Annotated in this window: 26 protein-coding genes; 15 read left to right on the plus strand and 11 right to left on the minus strand. The window is 71.4% G+C overall.

The features are described 5' to 3' along the window. Positions 1-57 precede the first annotated feature (57 nt). The 4 genes from IE258_RS00475 to IE258_RS00490 all read left to right on the plus strand — a co-directional run bounded on the left by IE258_RS00475 (position 58) and on the right by IE258_RS00490 (position 1,767). Complete coding sequence (locus IE258_RS00475) at positions 58-318, plus strand: hypothetical protein (RefSeq protein ID WP_031035077.1); 261 nt, start codon at positions 58-60, stop codon at positions 316-318. Positions 319-493: 175 nt separating this feature from the next. After that, a complete protein-coding gene (locus IE258_RS00480; RefSeq protein WP_229891923.1) occupies positions 494-874 on the plus strand; it encodes a TadE family protein in 381 nt (126 codons plus the stop codon). Continuing rightward, on the plus strand, positions 875-1,309 hold the full coding sequence (locus IE258_RS00485; protein WP_189737505.1) for a TadE/TadG family type IV pilus assembly protein: 435 nt from the start codon (positions 875-877) through the stop codon (positions 1,307-1,309). Continuing rightward, on the plus strand, positions 1,306-1,767 hold the full coding sequence (locus IE258_RS00490; RefSeq protein ID WP_052839435.1) for a TadE/TadG family type IV pilus assembly protein: 462 nt from the start codon (positions 1,306-1,308) through the stop codon (positions 1,765-1,767). The genes IE258_RS00485 and IE258_RS00490 overlap by 4 nt, the downstream gene beginning before the upstream one ends. 19 nt (positions 1,768-1,786) lie before the next feature. Here the strand turns inward: IE258_RS00490 and IE258_RS00495 are convergent, their stop codons facing one another. From IE258_RS00495 to IE258_RS00515, 5 genes are all read right to left on the minus strand, one after another. Beyond that, positions 1,787-2,254 carry a hypothetical protein gene (locus IE258_RS00495; protein WP_189737508.1) on the minus strand — a complete coding sequence of 156 codons (468 nt, stop codon included), beginning with the start codon at positions 2,252-2,254 and terminating at the stop codon, positions 1,787-1,789. Beyond that, positions 2,202-2,576: a hypothetical protein gene (locus IE258_RS00500; protein ID WP_189737511.1), complete on the minus strand. Its 375-nt coding sequence runs from the start codon at positions 2,574-2,576 to the stop codon at positions 2,202-2,204. The genes IE258_RS00495 and IE258_RS00500 overlap by 53 nt, the downstream gene beginning before the upstream one ends. A gap of 3 nt (positions 2,577-2,579) precedes the next feature. After that, positions 2,580-2,915, minus strand: a complete 336-nt coding sequence (locus IE258_RS00505; protein WP_189737514.1) for a hypothetical protein — start codon at positions 2,913-2,915, stop codon at positions 2,580-2,582. 161 nt (positions 2,916-3,076) lie between these two features. Then, complete coding sequence (locus tag IE258_RS00510) at positions 3,077-3,268, minus strand: DUF397 domain-containing protein (RefSeq protein ID WP_189739216.1); 192 nt, start codon at positions 3,266-3,268, stop codon at positions 3,077-3,079. Positions 3,269-3,276: 8 nt separating this feature from the next. Continuing rightward, positions 3,277-4,050 carry a DUF5753 domain-containing protein gene (locus IE258_RS00515; RefSeq protein WP_229891924.1) on the minus strand — a complete coding sequence of 258 codons (774 nt, stop codon included), beginning with the start codon at positions 4,048-4,050 and terminating at the stop codon, positions 3,277-3,279. Positions 4,051-4,343: 293 nt separating this feature from the next. Between IE258_RS00515 and IE258_RS00520 the strand changes: the two genes are divergently transcribed. After that, the gene (locus tag IE258_RS00520; protein WP_189737520.1) at positions 4,344-4,769 is read left to right on the plus strand and encodes an ATP-binding protein; all 426 of its coding nucleotides are present in this window, start codon (positions 4,344-4,346) and stop codon (positions 4,767-4,769) included. Positions 4,770-4,804: 35 nt separating this feature from the next. Further along, positions 4,805-5,050, plus strand: a complete 246-nt coding sequence (locus tag IE258_RS00525) for a hypothetical protein (RefSeq protein WP_189737523.1) — start codon at positions 4,805-4,807, stop codon at positions 5,048-5,050. Here the strand turns inward: IE258_RS00525 and IE258_RS00530 are convergent. Beyond that, a complete protein-coding gene (locus tag IE258_RS00530; protein ID WP_189737526.1) occupies positions 5,040-6,155 on the minus strand; it encodes a hypothetical protein in 1,116 nt (371 codons plus the stop codon). The genes IE258_RS00525 and IE258_RS00530 overlap by 11 nt on opposite strands. Further along, positions 6,143-6,808 (minus strand): hypothetical protein, encoded by a 666-nt coding sequence (locus tag IE258_RS00535; protein WP_189737529.1) that lies wholly within the window; start codon positions 6,806-6,808, stop codon positions 6,143-6,145. Before IE258_RS00535 ends, IE258_RS00530 begins: the two co-directional genes overlap by 13 nt. Before the next feature lie 283 nt (positions 6,809-7,091). Here IE258_RS00535 and IE258_RS00540 point away from each other — a divergent pair, with 283 nt between their 5' ends. From IE258_RS00540 to IE258_RS00555, 4 genes are all read left to right on the plus strand, one after another. Continuing rightward, positions 7,092-10,091, plus strand: coding sequence for a bacterial transcriptional activator domain-containing protein (locus IE258_RS00540; RefSeq protein WP_189737532.1), 3,000 nt, complete (start codon positions 7,092-7,094; stop codon positions 10,089-10,091). Next, on the plus strand, positions 10,088-10,831 hold the full coding sequence (locus tag IE258_RS00545; RefSeq protein ID WP_189737535.1) for a prepilin peptidase: 744 nt from the start codon (positions 10,088-10,090) through the stop codon (positions 10,829-10,831). Before IE258_RS00540 ends, IE258_RS00545 begins: the two co-directional genes overlap by 4 nt. A 78-nt stretch (positions 10,832-10,909) precedes the next feature. After that, on the plus strand, positions 10,910-12,109 hold the full coding sequence (mqnC, locus tag IE258_RS00550) for a cyclic dehypoxanthinyl futalosine synthase (protein WP_189737538.1): 1,200 nt from the start codon (positions 10,910-10,912) through the stop codon (positions 12,107-12,109). Positions 12,110-12,116: 7 nt separating this feature from the next. Then, a complete protein-coding gene (locus tag IE258_RS00555; RefSeq protein ID WP_189737542.1) occupies positions 12,117-12,716 on the plus strand; it encodes a hypothetical protein in 600 nt (199 codons plus the stop codon). A gap of 37 nt (positions 12,717-12,753) precedes the next feature. On the opposite strand, the gene IE258_RS00560 is transcribed toward IE258_RS00555, so the two are convergent. Beyond that, entirely contained in the window at positions 12,754-13,776 is a 1,023-nt protein-coding gene (locus tag IE258_RS00560) for a chitinase (protein WP_189737545.1), read from the minus strand. 194 nt (positions 13,777-13,970) lie between these two features. On the opposite strand from IE258_RS00560, the gene IE258_RS00565 reads away from it, so the two are divergent. The 4 genes from IE258_RS00565 (at position 13,971) to IE258_RS00580 (ending at position 18,552) form a co-directional block, all read left to right on the plus strand. Further along, positions 13,971-14,384 carry a hypothetical protein gene (locus tag IE258_RS00565; RefSeq protein ID WP_189737547.1) on the plus strand — a complete coding sequence of 138 codons (414 nt, stop codon included), beginning with the start codon at positions 13,971-13,973 and terminating at the stop codon, positions 14,382-14,384. An 18-nt stretch (positions 14,385-14,402) separates the two neighbouring features. After that, complete coding sequence (locus tag IE258_RS00570) at positions 14,403-16,661, plus strand: bifunctional polysaccharide deacetylase/glycosyltransferase family 2 protein (protein ID WP_189737550.1); 2,259 nt, start codon at positions 14,403-14,405, stop codon at positions 16,659-16,661. Next, a complete protein-coding gene (locus tag IE258_RS00575; protein ID WP_189737553.1) occupies positions 16,661-17,782 on the plus strand; it encodes an acyltransferase family protein in 1,122 nt (373 codons plus the stop codon). Before IE258_RS00570 ends, IE258_RS00575 begins: the two co-directional genes overlap by 1 nt. A gap of 74 nt (positions 17,783-17,856) precedes the next feature. Beyond that, positions 17,857-18,552, plus strand: coding sequence for a demethylmenaquinone methyltransferase (locus IE258_RS00580; protein ID WP_127893442.1), 696 nt, complete (start codon positions 17,857-17,859; stop codon positions 18,550-18,552). Here the strand turns inward: IE258_RS00580 and IE258_RS00585 are convergent. Together IE258_RS00585 and IE258_RS00590 are read right to left on the minus strand one after the other, a co-directional pair. Beyond that, positions 18,539-18,895: a PASTA domain-containing protein gene (locus tag IE258_RS00585; protein WP_189737555.1), complete on the minus strand. Its 357-nt coding sequence runs from the start codon at positions 18,893-18,895 to the stop codon at positions 18,539-18,541. The genes IE258_RS00580 and IE258_RS00585 overlap by 14 nt on opposite strands. A 93-nt stretch (positions 18,896-18,988) precedes the next feature. Next, complete coding sequence (locus IE258_RS00590) at positions 18,989-19,525, minus strand: GNAT family N-acetyltransferase (protein ID WP_189737558.1); 537 nt, start codon at positions 19,523-19,525, stop codon at positions 18,989-18,991. 97 nt (positions 19,526-19,622) lie between these two features. Between IE258_RS00590 and IE258_RS00595 the strand changes: the two genes are divergently transcribed. Then, positions 19,623-20,915 (plus strand): geranylgeranyl reductase family protein, encoded by a 1,293-nt coding sequence (locus IE258_RS00595; protein ID WP_189737561.1) that lies wholly within the window; start codon positions 19,623-19,625, stop codon positions 20,913-20,915. Positions 20,916-20,978: 63 nt separating this feature from the next. On the opposite strand, the gene def is transcribed toward IE258_RS00595, so the two are convergent. After that, entirely contained in the window at positions 20,979-21,605 is a 627-nt protein-coding gene (gene def / locus IE258_RS00600) for a peptide deformylase (protein ID WP_159329407.1), read from the minus strand. Between the last annotated feature and the right edge of the window lie 39 nt (positions 21,606-21,644).

Here is a 21,644-nt window from a genome sequence, read left to right on the forward strand (position 1 = left end):
TCCAGCAGCTCCGAGCCGCTTCGCTCCCAGAACTGACACGAGAGGACAGAACCCACCATGAACGGACGGAACTTCCGCACCGGCACCACGGGCATCGTGCCCGTCGACTTCCTGATCACTTTCCTGCGGGCCCGTGTGGACCGCGCCCGCTCCGGTGAGCTGGACCGCGGCGCCTCCGCGGTCGAGTGGGTCATCATCTCCGCGGTCGTCGTCGCGATCGTCGGCGTCGTGGCCGCCATCATCAACGCCGCGCTCAGCGACGGCGCCAACAAGGTCGGCGACTGCATCAAGGGCGCGGACGCGGGCAAGACCTGCTGACCGGCCGCCGGCGCAGGGCACTGACGGGGACGACGTGACGGGACAGACGGGGACGAGGGCGCCGGGCGCTGTGCGCGGCGTGCTCAAGGGCGCACTCGGGGGCGTGCACAGACGGGTGCGCCGCAGGGTGGACGCCGCGCGGGAGGCAGCGACCACCCGCGGCGACGACTCCGGCATGACCGCGATCGAGTTCGTGCTGCTCACTCCGGTCCTGTTCTTCATGATCTTCGCGACGGTGCAGTTCGGTCTGTACTTCTTCGCCGACCACGTGGCGCAGGCCGCGGCCCAGGCGGGCGCGCGCAAGGCCCGCGCGACGGCCGACGCCCAGCCCGGCGCGTGGCGGGGCGAGGCCCAGGACGTGGTCGACAGCTACATCCGCCAACTCGGCCCGCAACTGGTCCTGTCACCGGACGTGAAGCTGCTCCAGCCGGAGCAGAACACGGTCGGCGTGGAGATCACGGCCCGCATCCCCACGGTCTTCCCGGGCCTGGACCTGACGGTGCACGCCCAGTCGGCGGGCCCGGTCGAGCGCTTCGTGCAGGAGGGCGGCAACTAGATGAACCTCTCCCGCCGCTTGGACGACCGTCTGCGTCGCGACGGGGCCGACCGGGGCCTGTCCACCATCGAGGTGGTCATCCTGGCCCCCGTGATGATCCTCTTCATCCTCGTCCTGGTGGCCTTCGGCCAGCTGGTCGACGGCCGCGGCGCACTCGACGGCGCCGCAAGGGACGCGGCCCGCGCGGGCTCGATCCAGAAGGATCACGGTACGGCGATCGCGGAGGCGAAGAGGGCCGCCGAGGCCAACCTCGCGGACGTCTGCTCCGGCCCGGTCACGGTCGTCCAGAAGAGCCCCGGCTTCGAACCGGACACCCTCTTCACGGTCGAGGTGAGCTGCGAAGTGCGCGGCCTGGCCTCGATCGGCCTGAACATCCCCACCACCCTGTCGGCGACCTTCAGCTCCCCGCTGGACCCGTACCGGAGGACGGCGTGAGATCCCAGGTACGCGAGTGGCTCGCGGACCGGCGCACCCGGCTGGACGACCGCGGCTCGGGCGCCGGCGCGGTCATCATCTTCGCGCTGGTCTTCCTCTCCCTGTCGGCCTTCGTCATCGACGGCGGCATGTCCATCTCCAAGCGGGAACGCGCCGCGGACATCGCCGAACAGGCGGCGCGCTACGCCGCCCAGGACATCGACCGCGAGGCCCTCTACGACGACGTGGGCGGCCCGGCCCCCATCAACTACGAGAACTGCAACGCCCGGGTCAAGGCATTCGCCGCCGAGATGGACATGACCGGCGCGGACATCGCCGCCACCCACTGCGTCACGGCCGACGCGGCGCAGGTACAGGTCGAGGTCCAGCTCACGTACTCCCCGGTCTTCACCGGCATGTTCTACGGCGGCGACGTGGTGGTCCACGGCCAGGCGGTGGCGGAGAACGAGGTGGGGTGAGCGAGCGCAACGACGACGCTCAGCCCATGGGGATCCCGAGATCCCGCGTCAGAATCTCGACTAGCCTGCTCTCCGGGACCTCCGGGGGCGAGTAGCCCAACTCTCCGACGCACGCGACGAAGTCTCCGGGCAGGGCCAGGTGATACCGGTCCACGTAGTATGCGAGATCGTCCCGCCAGAGCCAGACACCGTCCGTGAGAAGCGAACCGGCGCTCACCAGGACCGGCCCTTCGGGATCCAGCACGTCCGCCTGCGCGCCCATCTCCGACCAGATCCCGGCGCCTTGCCGGAGGTACTCGACGAGTCGGTGCTCGTCCGCGTCCGCCGACGACCTCACCGCGTCCTTGATCGCGCCCTCGGTGGGGAAGCCCCAGCCGGGCGAGAGTTCGTCGAAGAACCCGACGGCCCGGACCGTACGTGCGCCCCGGGGACCCTCAGTCGGGCAACGGGATGCCCTCGGCCCGTGCGATGTCGAGTGCTCGTTCAACGCTGACCTCCGGGGCCGAGAAACGGAGCGAGACGGCGTGCTGGACGAAGGCCGGTGGCGGCGCCACGCGGTGATGGCGGACGTGGTCCGACCAGGCGAGGGTCCAGACCCAGTGTCCGTCGGTCATGATCCCCACGCGTACACGCATGTGCGCCGAGTCGGAGAACGGGTCCGGGAGAGTGCCTGGAGCGAACAGTACGGGTTCCGCCTCCTCCAGGAACCTGGCCAGGGCCTCGGCGGCCTCGTCGGGGAGCGTGCCGGGAGCGAAGTCGGCCCCCAGCTGCGGCTCGCCGACGAGGTGAGGCACGGGCACCCTGGCCATCGGCTACTTGTCCTTGCCGCCCTTGCCGCCGCCCTTGTCCTCCGTCTTCACGGCGTCGTTGACCTTCTTGGTGAGATCGTCATCGAGTTTCTTGAACTCGCGGACCACGGTGTCCGACATGCTCGCGAGGGCGTCGAGCTGCTGGGTGATGTCCTCGCGGCCGTCCTCCCAGTTGGACTCGAAGTCGTCGAGCGCGTCGTTGACGCTGCCGTCGCCGATGTCGTCCTTGTAGGACTCGAAGAGCTTCTTCGTGTGGTTCAGCCGCGTCTTGAGCGACCGCAGCTGGCGACCGTAGTCCTCCAAGTCGCTCAACGGGATCGCGAGGTCGCTCTTGCCCATGGCCCGAAGTCCCTTCTGCGGGTCAGACGAAACGGAACGTGCCGGTCACAGCGTCGAAGATGTCGTGGAACGCCCTGGTTCCCGGGACAGAGGAATTATGTCTGCGTCAGCACCATACGAAAGATGCGAGCACGTGCGATGCCCTCGCTCGGCCCGCCCGGTCAGATCGTGGCCCTCTTGAGGCTCTGAACGAGGGCGTCGAAAGAGCCGACGGGGATGGTGAGTGTGCCCTGGGAGGGCGCCTTCGAGTCGCGTATGGCTATGCGGGTGTGCAGGTCTGCGATCTCCACGCAGGTGTTGCCGTCGCCGCCGCCGGAGAACGACGATTTCCGCCAGCGCAGCGTCTCGGTCACTGCTCGCCTCACAGTTCCTTCGTCAAACGGTGGATGAAGTCCCGGGACGCCGCAGGGCTCAGCGACGCCTTCTCCACCTTACGGAACAGTGTTCGAAGCTGGTTCAGTTGAGGTTCCGCATCAATGAAGGCAGTGCCCGTGGGTGAGTCCCGAAGCACCGTGTCCAACCGGGGCACAGGACCGCATGCCTGCATCATCGAAGCTTCGGCGCCGGCGAAACCGTCCTGGTCGGCGGGGATGATGCGGACGGTCGCGTGACCGTCCTCGATCTGCGTCAGAATCTGGCGTAGCTGAGCCTGTGCCACGGCACGGTCGGCAACACGAACCCTGAGGGCGAACTCATGAATGATCGTCTCGTAGGGCGTCGGTTCGGCACCCTCGATCACGCAGCGCCGCCGCATCCGGTGCTCGATGCGCGGCGTCAGTTCGCTGTCGGGCAGGCCCGGCATCATGTACGTGTACACCGCGCGGGCATAGTCGGTGGTCTGGAGCAGTCCGGGGACGTGAGTGATCACGATTTCCCGCAGGGCCGTCGCATGATGTTCGACCTCGGCGGTGTCCAGGAAAACTGGGGGCAGTACGCCCCGATACTCCTCCCACCAGCCACGGGTGCGGTCGGTGGCCATGGCCACCAGTGCCTCGATCAGCCCTTCGTCCGGGCAGGCGTAGTGCACCGCGAGACGGCGTACGCGTTTGGCGCTTACTCCGGCGACCCCGGACTCGATTTGGCTCATCTGGACCGAGTCGGCGCCGAGTAGTGCGGCGGCCTCCCTGGACTTCATGCCCATCGACTCACGCAGTTTGCGCAGCTCAGAGCCCAAGCGCACCCTGCGGGCCGTGAGATGTCTCTTCGGCGGCAACCGACGCCTCCTGGTTTCAACTGCTCGCGCTGCGTAGCTCGTTCGGGGGTCAGAATACGGTAGGCGCTTGCAGTTTCCTAAAACTAGGAAATACCGTCGGTGACGCAACGCGTACTGTGCGATGCCGACGTGTGCCGGAAGTGCACCGATTCACTACGCCTTGGTGAGCGGCGAAGCCACCGGCCAACCATCCAACCACCGAACGGAGTTCACCCATGCCCGAGAACGAGCCTGTCGATCCTGCAGCCCCCTGGGAGTACACCCTCTACATCCCCAACGACCTGCGCGCCGTCACCGTCTGCCGCCGCACTCTCCGTCTCATCCTCACCATGCACGGCCTCATCCGCCTCGTGGACACCGCCGAACTGCTCGCGACCGAACTCGTCTCCAATGCCGTACGGCACACCAAGGGGCCCGCCGCGCTGCGGGTGCGGTGGGCGGCGGGTGTGCTGCGGGTCGGGGCGTGGGATGCCGACCCGGGGCCGCCGGAGCCGTCCGGGAACCTGGACGCGCTCACGGACTCGGAGGAGGGGCGCGGTCTCGCGCTCGTGCGGGCGTGCGCGGACCTGTGGGGGTGGCAGCCGCTGGCCAGGGGCGGGGACCGGGGCAAGTACGTGTGGTGCGACCTTGTCGCGGCGTAACGGGACGATCGGGCCGTACCGGAGAGGTGGGACGCATGCCTAGGAAGATCCGTTACTTCTTCGACAACCCAGTGGCTCTGCAGGTGCGTGAGGAAGGCCGGGTCGAGGGCCGGATCGAGGAGCGTGCCCGGATGACGCTCCGCATTCTCGAGTGGCGGGGCATCCCGGTGTGCTTCGCTCTGCGGGAGCGCGTGCTCGACTGCTGGGACCTCGGCCGGCTCGAAGTCTGGGCGCGGCGTGCGCTCAGCGTCGAACGGGCCGAGGATCTGTTCAGCGGTTGATGGACTGGATTTCCTGGACTTCCATGTCCTGGGTCGTCTCGAAGGTGCCGTCCGGCAGGTCGCCCTGGGCGCCGTCGGTGCCCTCCCAGGAGATCTCCCAGGTGATCGAGGCATTCAGCTGGTACGGCTCGCCGTTCGACGCGCGGAGGTAGCGGATGCCGCAGGGCGGGGTCTGGTCGGCCTTGCCCTTCGTGTACGGCGTACCGATGGAGCCGTCGGCGTTGATCTCGCAGTCGCCGGAGGCGGGGAAGGTCTCGGCGTCGGCCGTGCCGGGTTCCAGGTGGAGGGCGACGGGCTTCGCGGTCGTCTCCGCCCACAGCCCGGTGCCCGGCAGCTCGGCCCGGACCTTGACCTCCTTGAAAGTGCCCTTGTCCAGCCAGACCCAAGTCGGCAGGTTCACCGTCGACTTCGTCTGGGGCTTCAGCTCGACCTCGGTCTTGGGTACGTCGATCTGGTCGTACGCGTAGGCCGCGAGCGTCTCCGGGGTGGGGGCGTGGGGGTCGTCCGGGATCGTGCCGGCGTCCTGCCAGAACATGACGCGGCCGCAGTCCCATGCCTCGGTGTCGTGCTCGTGCCCCTTGCGGACCACGCTGCGCCAGAACATCCCGTCCTTGCCCACGTTGTAGTCCTTGTAGCCGTTGGCCATGGTGTTCTTCGACGAGTTGATGTCGAAGTTGTCCTGCTCCTCGCCCTCCTCGTAGTGATCCACGAAGATGCCCGAGGTCCAGAACTCATGGGCGTTCACGGCGCCCAGGCCGCCGTTCTTCTTCAGGTCCGCGACCGCGGACTTCAGCTGCTCCGGCGTGAACACCGGCTCGTACCAGCAGACGGGCGGTTCCCAGTTGGGGTCGACGGAGGTCAGATCCTCCATGGAGCCGCTGCCGGTCCGGCCGTCGGGGTAGGTGACCTGGATCCTGGACTGGGAGACCGACGACAGCAGGGTGCGGCCGTTCGCGTCGCCCTTCGGCTTGTCGCTGCCTCCCGGCGTCGGGGTGGTGCCACCCACAGGTTTGTCGGCATTGGCCACTCCCGCCGCCCACAACACGGAACCAGCGGCAAGCGCAACGGCCCACTTCGCACGGCCGGGAGCGATCAGCCTCGGCATTCCGCGGCCTTCCCCTCAACGGTGATCTGCTGAGCCCGCCATACCGGCGAGTCCTGCTGGGGTGCCATGAGGAGGCTGAACTTCTGGTAGCTGGCCAGGCTCTCCTCGGTGCGGTGGACCTTTCCGGTCTTCACTTCCCTGCCGTAGGCCTTGGACTGGTCCTCGCAGAACGTGACGAGGATCGACTTGGCCTTCTCGCCGTCACCCACAGGGCTGGTTTCTGCCTGGTAGTACCGGTCCTCACCGGTCAGGGTCCAGCCGCCGTCCACGTACTCCTGGATCTGCGACTCGGCGTACCGAGCGGCGCCGGCCGCCGAATAGAAGCCGTAGGCGGGGTCCTTGACATCCTGCTCGGTGATGCCGTGGTTCAGCGCTCTGATGTAGTTTGCGGCGTCGTCCAGCGCGGCAGCGGCGTCAGCGTCCGACGGCTTCTCGAAGTCGAAGACCAGCTTCAGGTCCTCGGGCAGGCTCACATCCGGGCGCTTCACGTCGGCCGCATCCGACGCCGAGGCCGACGGCGAGGAACTGCTCGCCCCCGTCTCCGCCCCCTTGATGTCGTCCGGCGAGGAATCCTCTCCGCCGCAGGCGGTCAGGAGCAGGGCCGTCGTCGCGGCGAAGGTGGCGGCGGTCATGGTGAGTGCGCTGCGGGCCACTGGTGTTCCCCCCGGAGGTACGGCGTGTGCGACAGGGAACGAAGCTACCAGGGGCGCGTGCACGGCCTCTGGCCGGTTTTCGGGGATTGTGTGCGGTGTGTGAAGGCGGTCTCCGCAGAGGCGGTCAAAGGGCGTGAAACGGGCGGGCGTTGTGATGTGGGCCTCCCTGGCCCCTTCGCCGCCGCCGGTGGGAGTCCATAAGATCTCGGTAGGCTCAGCACACCCTCTTGCCGGACGCCCCCGCGGCCTTCGCCGCCCACGACCACGACCCAGGACTTGGCCCATGCCGCGACGCCGCACCACCAGCTCGTCAAGCTCGACGGCTCCCTCGGCACCGAGAAACCGCACGCCGCAGCCCGTGCGGGTGCGGCGGCGGTCGTTCGGGGACTTCGTCAAGGCGTTCCTCGCCTTCCTGGTGCTGCTGGTGCTGGTCGTCGGGGTGCCGCTCGCGCTGGCCACCCAGATCGGCTGGCCGTTGCCCGACGGCGCGCCGAGCCTCGACTGGCTGCAGCGTGAGATCACCGTGCAGACCTTCCTGCACATCCTCACCGTCATCGTCTGGTTCGCCTGGGCGCAGTTCACCGCCTGTGTGCTCGTCGAGGTCAAGGCCGCGCTGTCCGGTGTCGGGGTGCCGGGGCGGGTGCCCGGATCCGGGCCCAGTCAGCTGCTGGCCCGGCAGCTCGTCGCCGCCCTGCTCCTCGTCGGTGCCACCGCGGCGAGCCTCACGCCTGGGCTGTCGCAGCTGGGGCAGAGCCTGGAGGGGAACCAGAAGCCCTCCGTCGCCGCCGCCCAGCAGACGCCGGGGATCTTCGCCCAGCAGCAGGAGCAGGCGGCCGCCACCGCCAACGCCCTCGCCGAGCAGGCGGGACAGGCGGGCCAGGACGCCGCCCGCGCCGACGGCGGCTCCTCCGCCGCGCACGGCGACACGAAGTACTACCGGATCCAGCCGCCCGAGGGACGTCACCACGACTCCCTCTGGGAGGTGGCCGAACGGCACCTCGGTGACGGGCGGCGGTACAAGGAGATCTTCGAGCTCAACAAGGACCGGGTGCAGCCGGACGGTTCCCGGCTGTCCGAGGCCAGCCTCATCCGGCCCGGCTGGATCATGGAGATGCCCGGCGACGCCCGCGGCGGCGAGCTGGTCGAGATGCCCGACGAGGCGCCGAACGTCTCCGAGCAGGTGCAGCAGCAAATCAGCGACTACGCCCGGACCGGGGACCATGCCCAAGGGAGTGGCGGTGGTGACGCCCAGGTCTCCCTGCCCGAGCAGCGGCCCGCGCCTGCCAGCCCCGCCAACCCCATCAACCCCGTCACGCCCGCCACCCCCGTCCCCGGCACGGGTGGGGAACACGCCGCTCCCGTCGCCGGACAGGAGGGCCACTCCTTCGGGCTGCCCGAGGCGCTCCTCACCGCGCCGCTCCTCGCCGCCGGTCTCCTCGGCGCCCTCGGGCGCAGGCGCCGGCAGGCGATGTGGCAGTCGGCGCTCGGCGCGGTCGGCGGCCGGCGCGGCATGGAGCCGCCCACGCCGACCGGCGACGCCCAGGACGCGCAGGACGCGCTCCTCGTCGGCGCCGACCCCGAGGGCGTACGCCTGCTCGACCGGTCGCTGCGCGGGCTGGCCGCCTCCCTCGCCGCCGAGTCCCGCCCGCTGCCCGTCGTCTACGCGGCCTGGATGAGCGGCAACGGCGACCTGCACCTCCAGCTCGCCCAGCCCGCCGGGAAGCCGCCCACGCCCTGGCAGCAGGGGCAGGACCAGACCTTCTGGATGCTCGCCCGCTCCGACGCCGAGGGGTACGAGGAGGCCGAGACGGCCGCGCCGTACCCCGGGCTCGTCAGCCTCGGCACCATGGACGACTCCCGGCTGCTGCTCAACCTGGAGGCCGTGCCCGGCATCGTCTCGCTCGGCGGCACCGAGGCCGACCGCGCCGCCGTCTTCGCGTCGGTCGCCGCCGAACTGGCCACCAACGGCTGGTCGGACCGTATGACCATCACCCTGGTCGGGTTCGGGGACGACCTCACGCCCCTCGCGCCCAACCGGATCCGGCACCTCGACGGGTTCGAGGACCTGTTCGAGACCATGTCGGCCGAGACCCGGCAGCGGCGCGGCGCGCTCGGCGCCGCCGGGCACGACTCCGTGCTCACCGGCCGCACCGGGCCCGCCCAGCACACCCGCTGGGCCCCGCACCTCGTCCTCCTCGCCGCCCAGCCCTCCGACGACGACGCGCTCAGGCTCGCCGAACTCGCCGCCGACGCCGGTCGGCTCGGCATCGGCTACCTCGTCGGCACCCAGGGCACCGACCTGCCCGGCGCCGCCTGGGAGATGGAGATCACCCGAGAGGGCCGACTGCTCGCACCGCTGCTCGGGCTCGAACTGGACGCCCAGATGCTGCCGACCGCCCAGCGGCGCGCCGTCGTCGAGCTGTTCACCGACGCCGATCCCGGCTCCGACCCCGAGGGCGGCCCCGGCCGGCCGGCCAACGCCCCGCCGTTCCTCGTCGACATCAGCGAGCAGGGCCGCCCCGCGGTGTACGCCCGCCTCGTCGGGTCGTACGAGATCATCGGTCTGGACACGCCCGACGGCGAGCGCAGCGCCCTGCTGCACGAGGCACTGGCGCTGCTCCTGCTGCACCGCGAGGGCGTCCACCCGCGCGTGCTGTCCTCCGCGCTGTGGCCGCGCGGCGTGACGGCGGACGTGCGCGACGCACTGTTGGAGCGGCTGCGGACCTGGCTCGGCTCCGACCCCGACGGCACGCCCCGGCTCGCCACCGACGCCACCGGACGCCTCACCCTCGCCAAGTCCGTCGTCTCCGACCTCGACGTGCTGCGCTCCCTCTACTACGAGGCTACGCAGGGCCGGGGCGTCGACAGCCGCCAGGTGCGCGGGCGGCTGCTCACCGACGCCCTGGTGCTGGTGCGCGGACCGCTGCTCGCCGACCGGCCCGAGGGCCGCTACCGCTGGCTCACCCACGAGATCGTCGACGCCCAGCTCCCGCTGCTCGTCGCCGACACCGGGCTTGCGCTCTCCGAGTTCCACCTGGAGCGGGACCGCGCGGAGAAGGCCATCGAGGCGCTGAACGCGGCCCTGCGCACGGCTCCCGCCGACGAGCGCCTGTGGCACGAGCTGCTGCGCGCCACCCACACCACCGGCGACCCCGACCGGCTGCGCGCCCTCGCCGCCGACCTCGTCGACCGCAGCGGGGCACGCGGGCTGCCGCCCCGCACCGAGGCGCTGCTCGACGAACTGCTGCCGACCTGGCGCGAGGGCGTCTCCGCCGCCGGATGAGCATCGATCTCGACCTCCTCGCCGTCCTCGTCGCCGCGGTGTGGGGCGCGGCGACGGGCGCGTTGCTGCCTCGCGCGGCCTACCGGTTCTCCGCCCCGTCCGGGGAGGCGTGGCACGAGCGGTGTCCGGACGGGCACCCCGTACGCGGCTGGCTCGGCCGGGCCCGGTGCGGGCAGTGCGCGGCAGATCAGGCGTCCTACGGCCCGCGCACCGCGTCCCTCGCCGTCGCCACCGCCCTGGTCTGCGCCGCGCTCGCCGCCGCCACCGGCACCTGTCCCGAGGTCGCCGTCTGGCTGCTGCTCGCCCCGGTCGGCGTGCTGCTGGCCGTCGTCGACCTGAAGGTACGGCGGCTGCCCGACCCGCTCACCCTGCCGCTGGCCGGGGCCGCGCTGGTCCTGCTGGGCCTCACCGCGCTCGTGCCCGAGCACGCGGGGGAGTGGACCACCGCCCTGCTGGGCGCCCTCGCCCTCGGCGCCGGCTATCTCGTGCTGTTCCTCATCAACCCGGCCGGCATGGGCTTCGGCGACGTCAAGCTCGCCCTCACGGCCGGAGCCGTCCTCGGCTGGTACGGCTGGCCCACGCTGATGCTGGGCACCTTCGCCGGGTTCCTGCTCGGGGCGTTGTACGGCGGCGCCCTCCTCGTCGCCCGGCGCGCGCACCGCAAGACGGCCATCCCCTTCGGGCCGTTCCTCATCGCGGGCGCCTTCCTCGGCGTCCTGGCCGGGGCCTACGCGGCCTGAGCACGAGCGGGCAAAACGCCTGGCGTACGCTGGGCGGGTCCGTCCACAACCCTTACGAACCTTGCGAAAGGGACGCCGGTGACCGAGAAGGCCGACCTTCAGCCCATCCTCGACCGCGCCGCCGCCGGTGGGCGGATCACCCCCGAAGAGGCGCTCGTCCTCTATCGCGACGCCCCGCTGCACGCGCTGGGCGCCGCCGCCGACGCCGTACGCAGGCGCCGGTACGCGGGTACGGAGCACATCGCCACGTACATCATCGAGCGCAACATCAACTACACGAACGTGTGTGTCACGGCGTGCAAGTTCTGCGCCTTCTACGCGGCCCCCAAGGACACCAAGAAGGGCTGGTCCCGCGACCTCGACGACATCCTGCGCCGCTGTGCGGAGACGGTCGAGCTGGGCGGCACGCAGATCATGTTCCAGGGCGGCCACCACCCGGACTACGGCGTCGAGTACTACGAGAGGCACTTCGCCGCCATCAAGAAGGAGTTCCCCGAGCTGGTCATCCACAGCCTGGGGGCGAGCGAGGTCGAGCACATGGCGCGGATCTCGAAGGTGTCGGTCGAGGAGGCCATCACCCGTATCCACGCCGCCGGGCTCGACTCCTTCGCCGGTGCCGGCGCCGAGCTGCTGCCCGAGCGGCCGCGCAAGGCCATCGCGCCGCTGAAGGAGTCCGGCGAGCGCTGGCTGGAGATCATGGAGATCGCGCACGGGCTGGGCGTCGAGTCGACGTCCACCATGCTGATGGGCACCGGCGAGACCAACGCCGAGCGCATCGAGCACCTGCGCATGATCCGGGACGTGCAGGACCGCACCGGCGGCTTCCGCGCCTTCATCCCGTACACCTACCAGCCCGAGAACAACCACCTGAAGGGCCGCACGCAGGCCACGCTCTTCGAGTACCTGCGCATGATCGCCATCGCCCGGCTGTTCATGGACAACGTCGCCCACATCCAGGGCTCCTGGCTGACCACCGGCAAGGAGGTGGGCCAGCTCTCCCTGCACTACGGCGCGGACGACCTCGGCTCGATCATGCTGGAGGAGAACGTCGTCTCCTCCGCCGGCGCCAAGCACCGGTCCAACCGGCTGGAGATCATCGACCTGATCCGCAAGGCGGGGCGCGTCCCGGCGCAGCGGGCCACGACGTACGAGCACCTCGTCGTGCACGACGACCCGGCGAACGACCCCGTCGACGAGCGCGTCGTCTCCCACATCTCCTCCACGGCGATCGAGGGCGGCACGGCGCACCCCGAGCTGAAGCTGCTCGCCTCCAACTGACGCCGCCGTGCTGACGATCCACGTCGCCGAAGCCTCGCCCGAGGCGGCCGTAGTGGTCGACGGCGCGCAACTCGCCGCCGTCGGCCCGTACGAGGCACTGGCCGCCGACCACCCGCGGGCGCGGGTGCGCCGGTGGCCCGGCATCCTGACGCCCGGCCTGCTCAACCCGTACGGGCCGGAGCTGCTGGAGCAGGCGTACCACCCCGACCCGCGTGAAGCGGACCGGCTGGGCGCCGAGCCGATCTTCGGGAAGCGCGCGCTCGCACTGCTCGGCGCGGACGCGTCCGCGCGGGGCGCCAGCGCGCGCCGAGGGGTACAGCGCATGCTGGCGCACGGAACGGTCGCCGTCGCCGGTGAACTGCGGGGGCGCGCGGCGCTGGACGCGGTGCGGGGAGCGGGGCTCGCCCTGGCGGGGCGTCCGGCCGGACTGCCCGGGCCCGCGTCCTTCTCGCCGGTGCCGCTGGTGCTGCTGCCCGCGCTCGCTCCCGGCAGGCCCGCCCGGTTCGCGGTGTTCGACGTACCCGACCGGGCCGCGCTCGTGCGAGAGGGCGCGGCCACGTGCGTGGCCACCGTCGTGGGCGGCCGTCTGGTGTACCGGGGGCGCTGACCGCGCGGCCCCGCCGGGCCCGTCCGACGTCCCCGGGCTACGCGCCGAACGCCGTCCCGAACGCCCCGTCCTCCTGCGCCACGCCGCTGCACGTGGTGAGCGCGTCGGTGGCCGAGGCGTCCTCGGCGCACTGCTTGTCCCGGAAGGCCGCCCACATCGACACCCAGGCGACGCCCTTCTCCTCGGCGAAGGCACGCACCTCGGCCGCGTCCGCGAGCGTGAACGTCTCACCGGCGACGTCGTTGACGCCGAGCATCGAGGTGAGTGCCATGCCCCGCCAGGCGTCCGCGTCGGAGGTGCCGAAGACCTTCCTCAGCTGGGTGTGCGCCGCCTTCGCCGAGGTGAGGGCGTAGTCACCCATGTCGTCGGTGTACGACTCGCCGTAGTTCATGGTCATGAGGTTGACGGTGGCGACCCGTACGCCGTGGTCGTTGGCCGACGCCAGCAGCGCCAGACCGTCGGTGTCCAGACCGGAGGGCATCACCGGGAGGGTGAAGGAGACCTCCAGGCCGCTGCGTTCCTCCTGGAGCAGCGCGATCGCCTCCGAGCGCAGGGCGACGGACTCGGCGTCGGTCAGCGCGTCGCCCTCGATGTCGAAGTCCGCCTGCGTGGACCCGGCGGCGTCCAGGGCCGCCCCGTACGCCGCCGCCAGTGCCGAGGCGCTGTCGCAGGCCGCCGCCAGCTCCGTGCCGGACGCGCCGCCGAAGGAGAGGCGGACGGTGGCGCCGGACTCCGTCAGCTTCTCGACGCGGGAGGCGACGGAGGCGTCGTCGATGTCCTGGACGCCGTTCCAGCGCGGCACGCAGTCGTCGCCGGACGAGATGACGAACGCCAGGTTGTACGCCGTGGGGGAGCCCGCCGAGTCGGTGTCGGAGGCGGTGGTGGCACTGACGTAGGGGGCGTAGGCGGTGGTTGACGCGGAAGATCCGGAAGACCCGGATGACGCCGACGGCGATGCGGGGGCCGCGTCGGTCGTGCCGTCGTCCTGTCCGGCGCAGCCCGCGGTGGCCAGGGCGAACAACAGGGCGCACCCGGCTGCCGCGGTCCGGTGAACCCTCATGAGCGCACTCTCCCGTTTCTTGTCCAATGTCGTCGTCGGACCAGTGAAGGTGCCACGTCTACCTGGGCCTTCGCTGAGGAAAGGGCACTGTTTGACGTCATCTCCCAGGAAACGGACAGGAATGGCCGCCTTTCACCGGGATCTCTCAGGGAACTGCCAGTTCGCGACAGACAAGGCTCCCTAACGTCCGGGGAATGCGATCCGAGCCTGTCACCGCCTCCCGAGCCGCCACGCGCGGCCGTCGTCGCAACCGCGGCACCGCGCCCGCCGAGGGGCCCGTGTTCGTCGACAGCACCGGACGCCGGGCCCGGCTGCTGCGCCGGCTCGGGCTCCTGCTCGGGGCCGTGTGCGTCGGCTACACGGCCGTCCTGGGCCTGGCCTTCATGGGCGTCGGCATCTCGGTCAACCCGTCCTCGCTGCTGCCCTTCGGCGTCGGCGGCGGCGGGGGACCCGAGGGTGGCCCGGGGCCCGGCGGCGGCACGCGTCCGCAGGGCGGCGTCGCACCCACGGGCGCTCCGCCGAGCACCGCGCCCTCCGTCTCCCCCAGCACGGTCCCCAGCACCGCCGGCACCGCATCCGCCTCCACCGCATCCGCCTCCACCGACTGACCGGACGCCCTCACCCTCATGACCACGCCCACCACGCCCAGCACACCCCCCACCCCGCCCGCCCGCGGCCGCCGCCGCGCCCCGTCCCGCATGGAGCGGGCCGCGGGCCGGGCCGCCGCGCTGCAGCGCCCCCGCGTCCTCCTCGCCCTGCTGCTCCTGCTCGCGCTGACCTGCGTGATGCTCCTCGACGGCTATCTGCGCGCCGAGGTCGGTGGCGACCAGCGCGTCCGCACCGGCGCCTCGGCCAGCGACGTCCCCGACGACGTACTCGACGGCGGGCCGATCCTGTCCTTCCCGGGCGGACAGGCCACCACCGTCTCCGTACCGGACAAGACGATCGTGCTGACCTTCGACGACGGCCCCGATCCCACCTGGACGCCGCAGGTGCTGGAGATCCTGGAGAAGTACGACGTGCCCGGCACGTTCTTCCTGGTCGGCTCGATGGTCTCGCGCCACCCGGGCATCGTGCGGGACATGGTCGAGCAGGGCAACGAGGTGGGCGTCCACACCTTCACCCACGTCGACCTCTCCTACCAGAGCCAGGCCCGCGTCACCCGCGAGATCGAGCAGACCCAGCTGGCCCTGGCGGGTGCGGCCGGCATCACCACCACGCTGTTCCGGGCGCCGTACTCCTCCGAGACGGACGCCATCGACAACTACAGCTGGCCCGTCTACGAGAGCCTCGGCGCGGACGGCTACACCAGCGTCTTCATCGACACCGACAGCGACGACTGGAAGCGGCCCGGCGTCTCGAAGATCGTCGAGTGGGCCACGCCGGAGGACGACGAGGGCGCGTCCGTGCTCTTCCACGACGCCGGGGGCGAGCGGTCGCAGACGATCGAGGCGCTGCCGAAGTACATCGAGAAGATGAAGGCGAAGGGCTACACCTTCACCACCGTCAGCGGTGCCATGGCCGATCAGCAGCCCACCGGCGCCGGACCCGCCGGCGAGCAGGGCCTCCAGGCCGCCCACCACGAGGCCACCGGCGCGACCCTCTACGAGGGCAAGGCGCTCGTCGCCGCCGTCGCCGTCGCCGAGTGGACGGTCCCGGCGCTGTCGGTCGGGCTCGTGATCGTGGGCGTGGCCGTGATGGGCCGGTTCGCGATGATGCTGGTCCTGGCCCGTCGCCACCACCGGCAGCGCAACAGACGCCGCTTCAGCTGGGGCCCGTCCGTCACCGGCCCGGTGAGCGTGGTCGTCCCGGCGTACAACGAGAAGGAGTGCATCGAGGCGACCCTGAGATCGCTGGCGCGCAGTACGCACCCGATCGAGATCGTCGTCGTGGACGACGGCTCGACGGACGGCACGGCGGAGATCGCCGAGTCCCTGGGGCTGCCCGGCGTCCGCGTCGTGCGGCAGGCAAACGCGGGCAAGCCCGCCGCCCTCAACAACGGCGTCCGGCACGCCCGGTACGACATCGTCGTGATGATGGACGGCGACACCGTCTTCGAGCCCGACACCGTACGGCACCTGGTGCAGCCCTTCGCCGACCCCTCCGTCGGCGCGGTCGCGGGCAACGCCAAGGTCGGCAACCGGCGCACCCTCATCGGCGCCTGGCAGCACATCGAGTACGTCATGGGCTTCAACCTCGACCGGCGCATGTACGACCTGCTGCGCTGCATGCCGACCATCCCCGGTGCGATCGGCGCCTTCCGACGGGAGGCGGTCCTCCAGGTCGGCGGCATGAGCCACGACACCCTCGCCGAGGACACGGACATCACCATCGCCCTGCACCGCGCGGGCTGGCGGGTGGTCTACGAGGAGCACGCCCGCGCCTGGACCGAGGCGCCGGGGTCGCTCGGCCAGCTCTGGTCGCAGCGCTACCGCTGGTCGTACGGCACGATGCAGGCGCTGTGGAAGCACCGCCGGTCCCTGACGGACAAGGGCCCCTCGGGCCGCTTCGGGCGGGTCGGCATGCCCCTGGTGGTGCTCTTCCAGGTGGTCACGCCGGTCTTCGCGCCGCTCATCGACGTGTTCACCGTCTACTCGATGGTCTTCGTCGACTTCCGCGCGGCGCTCCTCGCCTGGCTCGCGGTGCTGGCCGTGCAGCTGGTGTGCGCGGCGTACGCCTTCCGGCTCGACCGGGAGAAGTACCGGTACCTGCTGATGATGCCGCTCCAGCAGCTGGCGTACCGGCAGATGATGTACCTCGTCCTCATCCACTCCTGCGTCACCGCGCTGACCGGCGGGCGGCTGCGCTGGCAGAAGCTGAAACGGACCGGCGAGGTCGGGACCCCGGCGGGGACGGCGGGGACCACGGGGACGGGCACGGGCTGATGGGCGCGCACCGCAAGGACCCGGTGCCCGCCGGGCAGGCCGTGCGGGCCGGGCGGGCCGTGCGCGTCGATGCGGGTGTCCCGGCACCGAGCGGGCGGGACCGGTACTTCGACACCCTGCGTGCCCTCGCCCTCGTCCGGGTCGTCGCGTACCACGCCTTCGGCTGGCCCTGGGCCGGGCTGGTCTTCCCGTCGATGGGGGTGATGTTCGGCCTGGCCGGCACCCTGATGGCCCGCTCGCTGCAGCGGCCCGCCGCGGCGGTGGTCCGGAGCCGGCTGCGCCGTCTGCTGCCGCCGTTCTGGTGCTGGGGCCTCTTCGTGGTCGGCGCGATGCTGGTGCGCGGCTGGATGCCGGGGTGGCAGATCGTCTACTGGGTCGTGCCGCTCGGCGATCCGCCGGGCAGCGCGTGGGGCGAGCAGGCATGGGAGATCCTCTGGTACCTCAGGACGTACCTGTGGTTCGTGCTGCTGTCCCCGCTGCTGCTGCGGGTCTTCCGGCTCGCGCCCGTGCCGGTGCTGCTGCTGTCCCTGGCGCCGATCGTGGCGTTCCAGTTCGTCTGGCAGCCGCCGGAGAACCGCTTCGGCACCGGACTGCTCGACCTGGCGACGTACCTCTTCTGCTGGGTCCTCGGCTTCGCCCACCGCGACGGTGTGCTGGCCCGCCTGAAACCGGCCGCCGTCGTCGTCCTGTCGCTCGCGGCCCTCGTCTGCGGCGCCTGGTACGCCTTCGCGCACCGGGCCGAGTACGGCACCTACGACCTCGACGACATCCCGCTCGCGCAGGCATTCTGGTCGGCCGGGTTCGTGACGCTGCTGATGTACTCCAAGGCGCGGCTGAGGGTCGACTTCTCGGGACTGGTCCGGCTGCGGCGGCTGGACCGGCTGGTGAGCGTGTTCAACGCCCGCGCGGTGACTGTCTACCTCTGGCACGAGCTGGCCCTGGTCCTGGCCGTGCCGCTGATCGACCGGTGCTGGGACGTGCCCGCCTTCGAGGCGTACCTGCCGCTGGGGAGCCAGTGGTTCCTGCTGGCGGTGGGCTGGGTCCTGGTCGCGGTGTTCGTGCTGCTGTTCGGGTGGGTGGAGGACGTCGCCGCGCGGCGCAGACCCCGCCTGCTGCCGTGAGCCGGGGCTGCGGCTCGGGGTGCGGGGTGGGGCCGCGGGACGGTGGCGTGGGACGGGGCTGCAACAATGGGCCCGTGACCCGCGCCTCCCTGAACAAGCAGCCGCACGAAGTCGCCTCGATGTTCGACCACGTCGCGGAACGGTACGACCTGACGAACGCCGTGCTCTCGCTCGGCCAGGACCGGGCGTGGCGCAAGGCGGTCGCCAGAGCCGTCGACGCCCGCCCCGCGCAGAAGGTCCTGGACCTGGCGGCCGGCACCGCCACCTCCTCTCTGCCCTTCGCCCGCACCGGTGCCTACGTCGTCCCCTGCGACTTCTCCCAGGGCATGCTCCAGGTCGGCAAGGAACGGCACTCCTGGCTGCCGTTCACCGCGGGCGACGCGACGCGGCTGCCGTTCAGGGACGACGTCTTCGACGCCGTCACCATCTCCTTCGGGCTGCGCAACGTCCAGGACACGGACGCCGCGCTGCGCGAGATGTACCGGGTGACGCGTCCCGGCGGGCGGGTCGTCATCTGCGAGTTCTCGCACCCGACCTGGGCGCCGTTCCGCACCGTCTACACCGAGTACCTGATGCGCGCCCTGCCGCCGGTGGCCCGGGCGGTGTCGTCCAACCCGGACGCGTACGTCTACCTCGCCGAGTCCATCCGGGCCTGGCCCGATCAGCCCGCGCTCGCCGCGCGGCTGGGCAAGGCCGGCTGGTCGAAGGTCGCCTGGCGCAATCTGACGGGCGGCGTGGTGACGCTGCACCGCGGCTTCAAGACGAGCTGAGCGCGGCGCAGTAGGACGGCGGTTCCCCCGGCTCCGCCAGCTCCCGGCGGAGCCCGCCCAGCGGAGGACGCGGCACACGCGGCTCGCGGATGCCCCCGCCGCCCTCGCCCTCCCCGAAGTCGAACCACACGTACACCGCCGACTTCCGCGGCACCTGCGCGCCGGGCGGCGGGTACTGGCGTACGACGTGGTCGACGGCGGCGGCCCGGAGATCGGGCCGGTCCGGCGCGGTCAGGAACAGGTCCTGCGCGCGGGCGGCCTCGTGCGCGTCCACGGCCATCAGACCGACCAGGCGCGGCACGCGGACGTCGCGGTTCTCGGGAATCTCGGGTACCAGGCGCACGGACGTCACCCCCAGCGGTACCCGGCAGCGTAGCCCCGCCGCGCACCGCCCGGAAGCGTCAAGTGGCTTACTGTGACAGTCGATTACCCTGCGTCACGCACTGGTGGGGGCAGCGGACGGCTGGGACAGGGGAAGGCGGTAGCAGTGCCCCCGCTGCTCGGACGACGGGATCGTGAAGACCTCGGCGAGCCGCATGCCCAGCCGCTCCGTGACCGCGATGGACCGGGCGTTGCGCGCGTTGACCATCGCGACCACCTCCGCCACACCCGCACCGCGCACCCGCTCCAGCGTCTGCCGGGCGGCCGCCGTGACGTACCCCTTGCCCCAGTGGGCCCGGCCGAGCCGCCAGCCGATCTCGATCTCGCCCCTGGGGCCCCAGTCACCCGGCCACGGCTGGGCGCCGGTGAACCCTATGACCTGCCCGGACTCGTCCACCATGGTCCACAGGCAGAAGCCGTGCTCGGCGTCGTGCCGGCGCTGGCGGGCGGTCAGCTCCTCGTAGACGGACAGCTCCGCGGGCCTCCCTCCGTGGAACTCCATGACGTCCGGGTCGTCGAAGATCCGGTGCCAGGCGACGGCGTCCTCGTCGGTGGGGACGCGCAACCGTACAACGGGGAGAGGTCGCTTCACTGGGCAGCCCTTCAGCCGGGTGATCGGTGACGCTGAATAGACTGCCCATGACCAGTGCCGGTCGGCACGCAGATTCCGAACTTGGGGAGATCCCGCCGTGACCGTCGAGACTGAGCCGCTCTCCGAGAACACCGCCGACGTCATCGTCGTGGGCGCGGGGCCGGCCGGCTCCACCACCGCGTACCACCTGGCCAAGTCGGGACTCGACGTCCTGCTGCTGGAGAAGACCGCCTTTCCCAGGGAGAAGGTCTGCGGCGACGGCCTGACCCCGCGCGCGGTCAAGCAGCTGGTCGCCATGGGCATCGACATCTCCGAGGAGGCCGGCTGGCTGCGCAACAAGGGCCTGCGCATCATCGGCGGCGGCTCGCGCCTCCAGCTGGACTGGCCGGATCTGGCCTCCTTCCCCGACTACGGACTCGTCCGCAAGCGCGACGACTTCGACGAGCAGCTCGCCCGGCAGGCCCAGAAGGCCGGCGCGCGCCTGTACGAGCGCTGCAACGTCGGCGCGCCGATCGTCGACGACCGCACCGGCCGCATCACCGGCGTGCACGCCAAGCTGGGCGAGGACAAGCGCGAGGTCACCTTCCACGCGCCGCTGGTCGTGGCCGCCGACGGCAACTCCACCCGGCTGTCCCTGGCCATGGGCCTGCACCGCCGCGAGGACCGCCCCATGGGCGTCGCCGTCCGCACGTACTTCACCTCGCCCCGCCACGACGACGACTACCTGGAGTCCTGGCTGGAGCTGTGGGACCGGCGCGGCGCGCAGGACCGTCTGCTGCCGGGCTACGGCTGGGTCTTCGGCATGGGCGACGGCACCTCCAACGTCGGCCTCGGCGTCCTGAACACCTCCGCCGCCTTCAAGGAGCTGGACTGGCGCGAGATCCTCAAGGCATGGTGCGCGTCCATGCCCGAGGACTGGGGTTACACCCCGGACAACATGACCGGCCCGATCCGCGGCGCCGCCCTGCCCATGGCCTTCAACCGCCAGCCCCACTACACCAAGGGCCTGCTCCTCGTCGGCGACGCCGGCGGCCTGGTGAACCCCTTCAACGGCGAGGGCATCGCCTACGCCATGGAGTCCGGCCAGATCGCCGCCGACGTCGTCGTCCAGGCCCACGCGCGGGCGACGCCGGCCCAGCGCGAGATCGCCCTGCAGCGCTATCCGCGCGTCCTGAAGGACACCTACGGCGGCTACTACAACCTGGGCCGCGCCTTCGTGAAGCTCATCGGCAACCCGAAGGTCATGCAGATCGCGACCCAGCGCGGCCTCACCCACCCGATCCTGATGAAGTTCACCCTGAAGATGCTCGCCAACCTGACGGACCCGACGGGCGGCGACGCGATGGACCGCATCATCAACGGACTGAGCAAGGTCGCACCGAAGGCGTGAGGCCGGCGCCTTGGGCAGGGCCCTGAGCCTGGGGCCCGGCCGGACTCCGGGCCCCAGGGCCGGTCAGGCGGTGAAGGCCGCGGCGTTGGCGGCCCGGCGCGCGAAGACCTCCTCGCGCCGGTCCGCCGACTGCCGCAGCGCCGCCTTCCGCTCCCGGCCGGAGAGCCGGTCGAGGTAGACGTGCCCGTTCACGTGGTCGGTCTCGTGGGCGAGGCAGCGCGCGAAGTAGCCCGTGCCCTCGACGAGGAGCGGCGCGCCGTCCTTGTCCAGGCCGCGCACGACGGCCCGGTCGGGCCGCGGTACGGCCATGGTGGCGCCCGGCACCGACAGGCACCCCTCGCCCTCGTCGAGCAGCCGGCGCGCGGCCGGGTCGAGGGCCTCCAGCACCGGATTGACGATGTGCCCGACATGTCGGACACCATCGTCGTCCGGGCAGTCGTAGACGAACAGACGCAGGTCGACCCCGACCTGATTGGCCGCCAGGCCGGCTCCCTCCGCGACGTACATCGTGCGGAACATGTCGTCGATGAGCGCGGCGAGGTCGGGCCCGAACTCCGTGACGTCCCGGCACGGCCTGTGCAGCACCTCCTCGCCGACCTCGGTGACGCGCCGCACCGATCCGCGCCGGGCCTCGGGCGCGAACGGGGGATAGGAGGCGGTGGGCCGCCCCTGGACGAAGACGCTCGGCATGACGTTCTCTCTCCTTCGGCTCGTGGACGGGCCGGAAGG

Source organism: Streptomyces tendae (genome assembly GCF_014650435.1).
GTDB classification, from domain to species: Bacteria; Actinomycetota; Actinomycetes; order Streptomycetales; family Streptomycetaceae; genus Streptomyces; species Streptomyces tendae.

What these genes read in the sequence shown, in the direction of transcription:
- IE258_RS00545 (WP_189737535.1), top strand. Translation starts at nt 10,088, where the DNA reads ATGAGCATCGATCTCGACCTCCTCGCCGTCCTCGTCGCCGCGGTGTGG.
- IE258_RS00500 (WP_189737511.1), bottom strand. Translation starts at nt 2,576, where the DNA reads ATGGCCAGGGTGCCCGTGCCTCACCTCGTCGGCGAGCCGCAGCTGGGG.
- IE258_RS00530 (WP_189737526.1), bottom strand. Translation starts at nt 6,155, where the DNA reads ATGCCGAGGCTGATCGCTCCCGGCCGTGCGAAGTGGGCCGTTGCGCTT.
- IE258_RS00515 (WP_229891924.1), bottom strand. Translation starts at nt 4,050, where the DNA reads ATGAAGTCCAGGGAGGCCGCCGCACTACTCGGCGCCGACTCGGTCCAG.
- IE258_RS00575 (WP_189737553.1), top strand. Translation starts at nt 16,661, where the DNA reads ATGGGCGCGCACCGCAAGGACCCGGTGCCCGCCGGGCAGGCCGTGCGG.
- IE258_RS00485 (WP_189737505.1), top strand. Translation starts at nt 875, where the DNA reads ATGAACCTCTCCCGCCGCTTGGACGACCGTCTGCGTCGCGACGGGGCC.
- IE258_RS00560 (WP_189737545.1), bottom strand. Translation starts at nt 13,776, where the DNA reads ATGAGGGTTCACCGGACCGCGGCAGCCGGGTGCGCCCTGTTGTTCGCC.
- def (WP_159329407.1), bottom strand. Translation starts at nt 21,605, where the DNA reads ATGCCGAGCGTCTTCGTCCAGGGGCGGCCCACCGCCTCCTATCCCCCG.
- IE258_RS00520 (WP_189737520.1), top strand. Translation starts at nt 4,344, where the DNA reads ATGCCCGAGAACGAGCCTGTCGATCCTGCAGCCCCCTGGGAGTACACC.
- IE258_RS00565 (WP_189737547.1), top strand. Translation starts at nt 13,971, where the DNA reads ATGCGATCCGAGCCTGTCACCGCCTCCCGAGCCGCCACGCGCGGCCGT.
- IE258_RS00540 (WP_189737532.1), top strand. Translation starts at nt 7,092, where the DNA reads ATGCCGCGACGCCGCACCACCAGCTCGTCAAGCTCGACGGCTCCCTCG.
- IE258_RS00570 (WP_189737550.1), top strand. Translation starts at nt 14,403, where the DNA reads ATGACCACGCCCACCACGCCCAGCACACCCCCCACCCCGCCCGCCCGC.
- IE258_RS00480 (WP_229891923.1), top strand. Translation starts at nt 494, where the DNA reads ATGACCGCGATCGAGTTCGTGCTGCTCACTCCGGTCCTGTTCTTCATG.
- IE258_RS00475 (WP_031035077.1), top strand. Translation starts at nt 58, where the DNA reads ATGAACGGACGGAACTTCCGCACCGGCACCACGGGCATCGTGCCCGTC.
- IE258_RS00525 (WP_189737523.1), top strand. Translation starts at nt 4,805, where the DNA reads ATGCCTAGGAAGATCCGTTACTTCTTCGACAACCCAGTGGCTCTGCAG.
- IE258_RS00505 (WP_189737514.1), bottom strand. Translation starts at nt 2,915, where the DNA reads ATGGGCAAGAGCGACCTCGCGATCCCGTTGAGCGACTTGGAGGACTAC.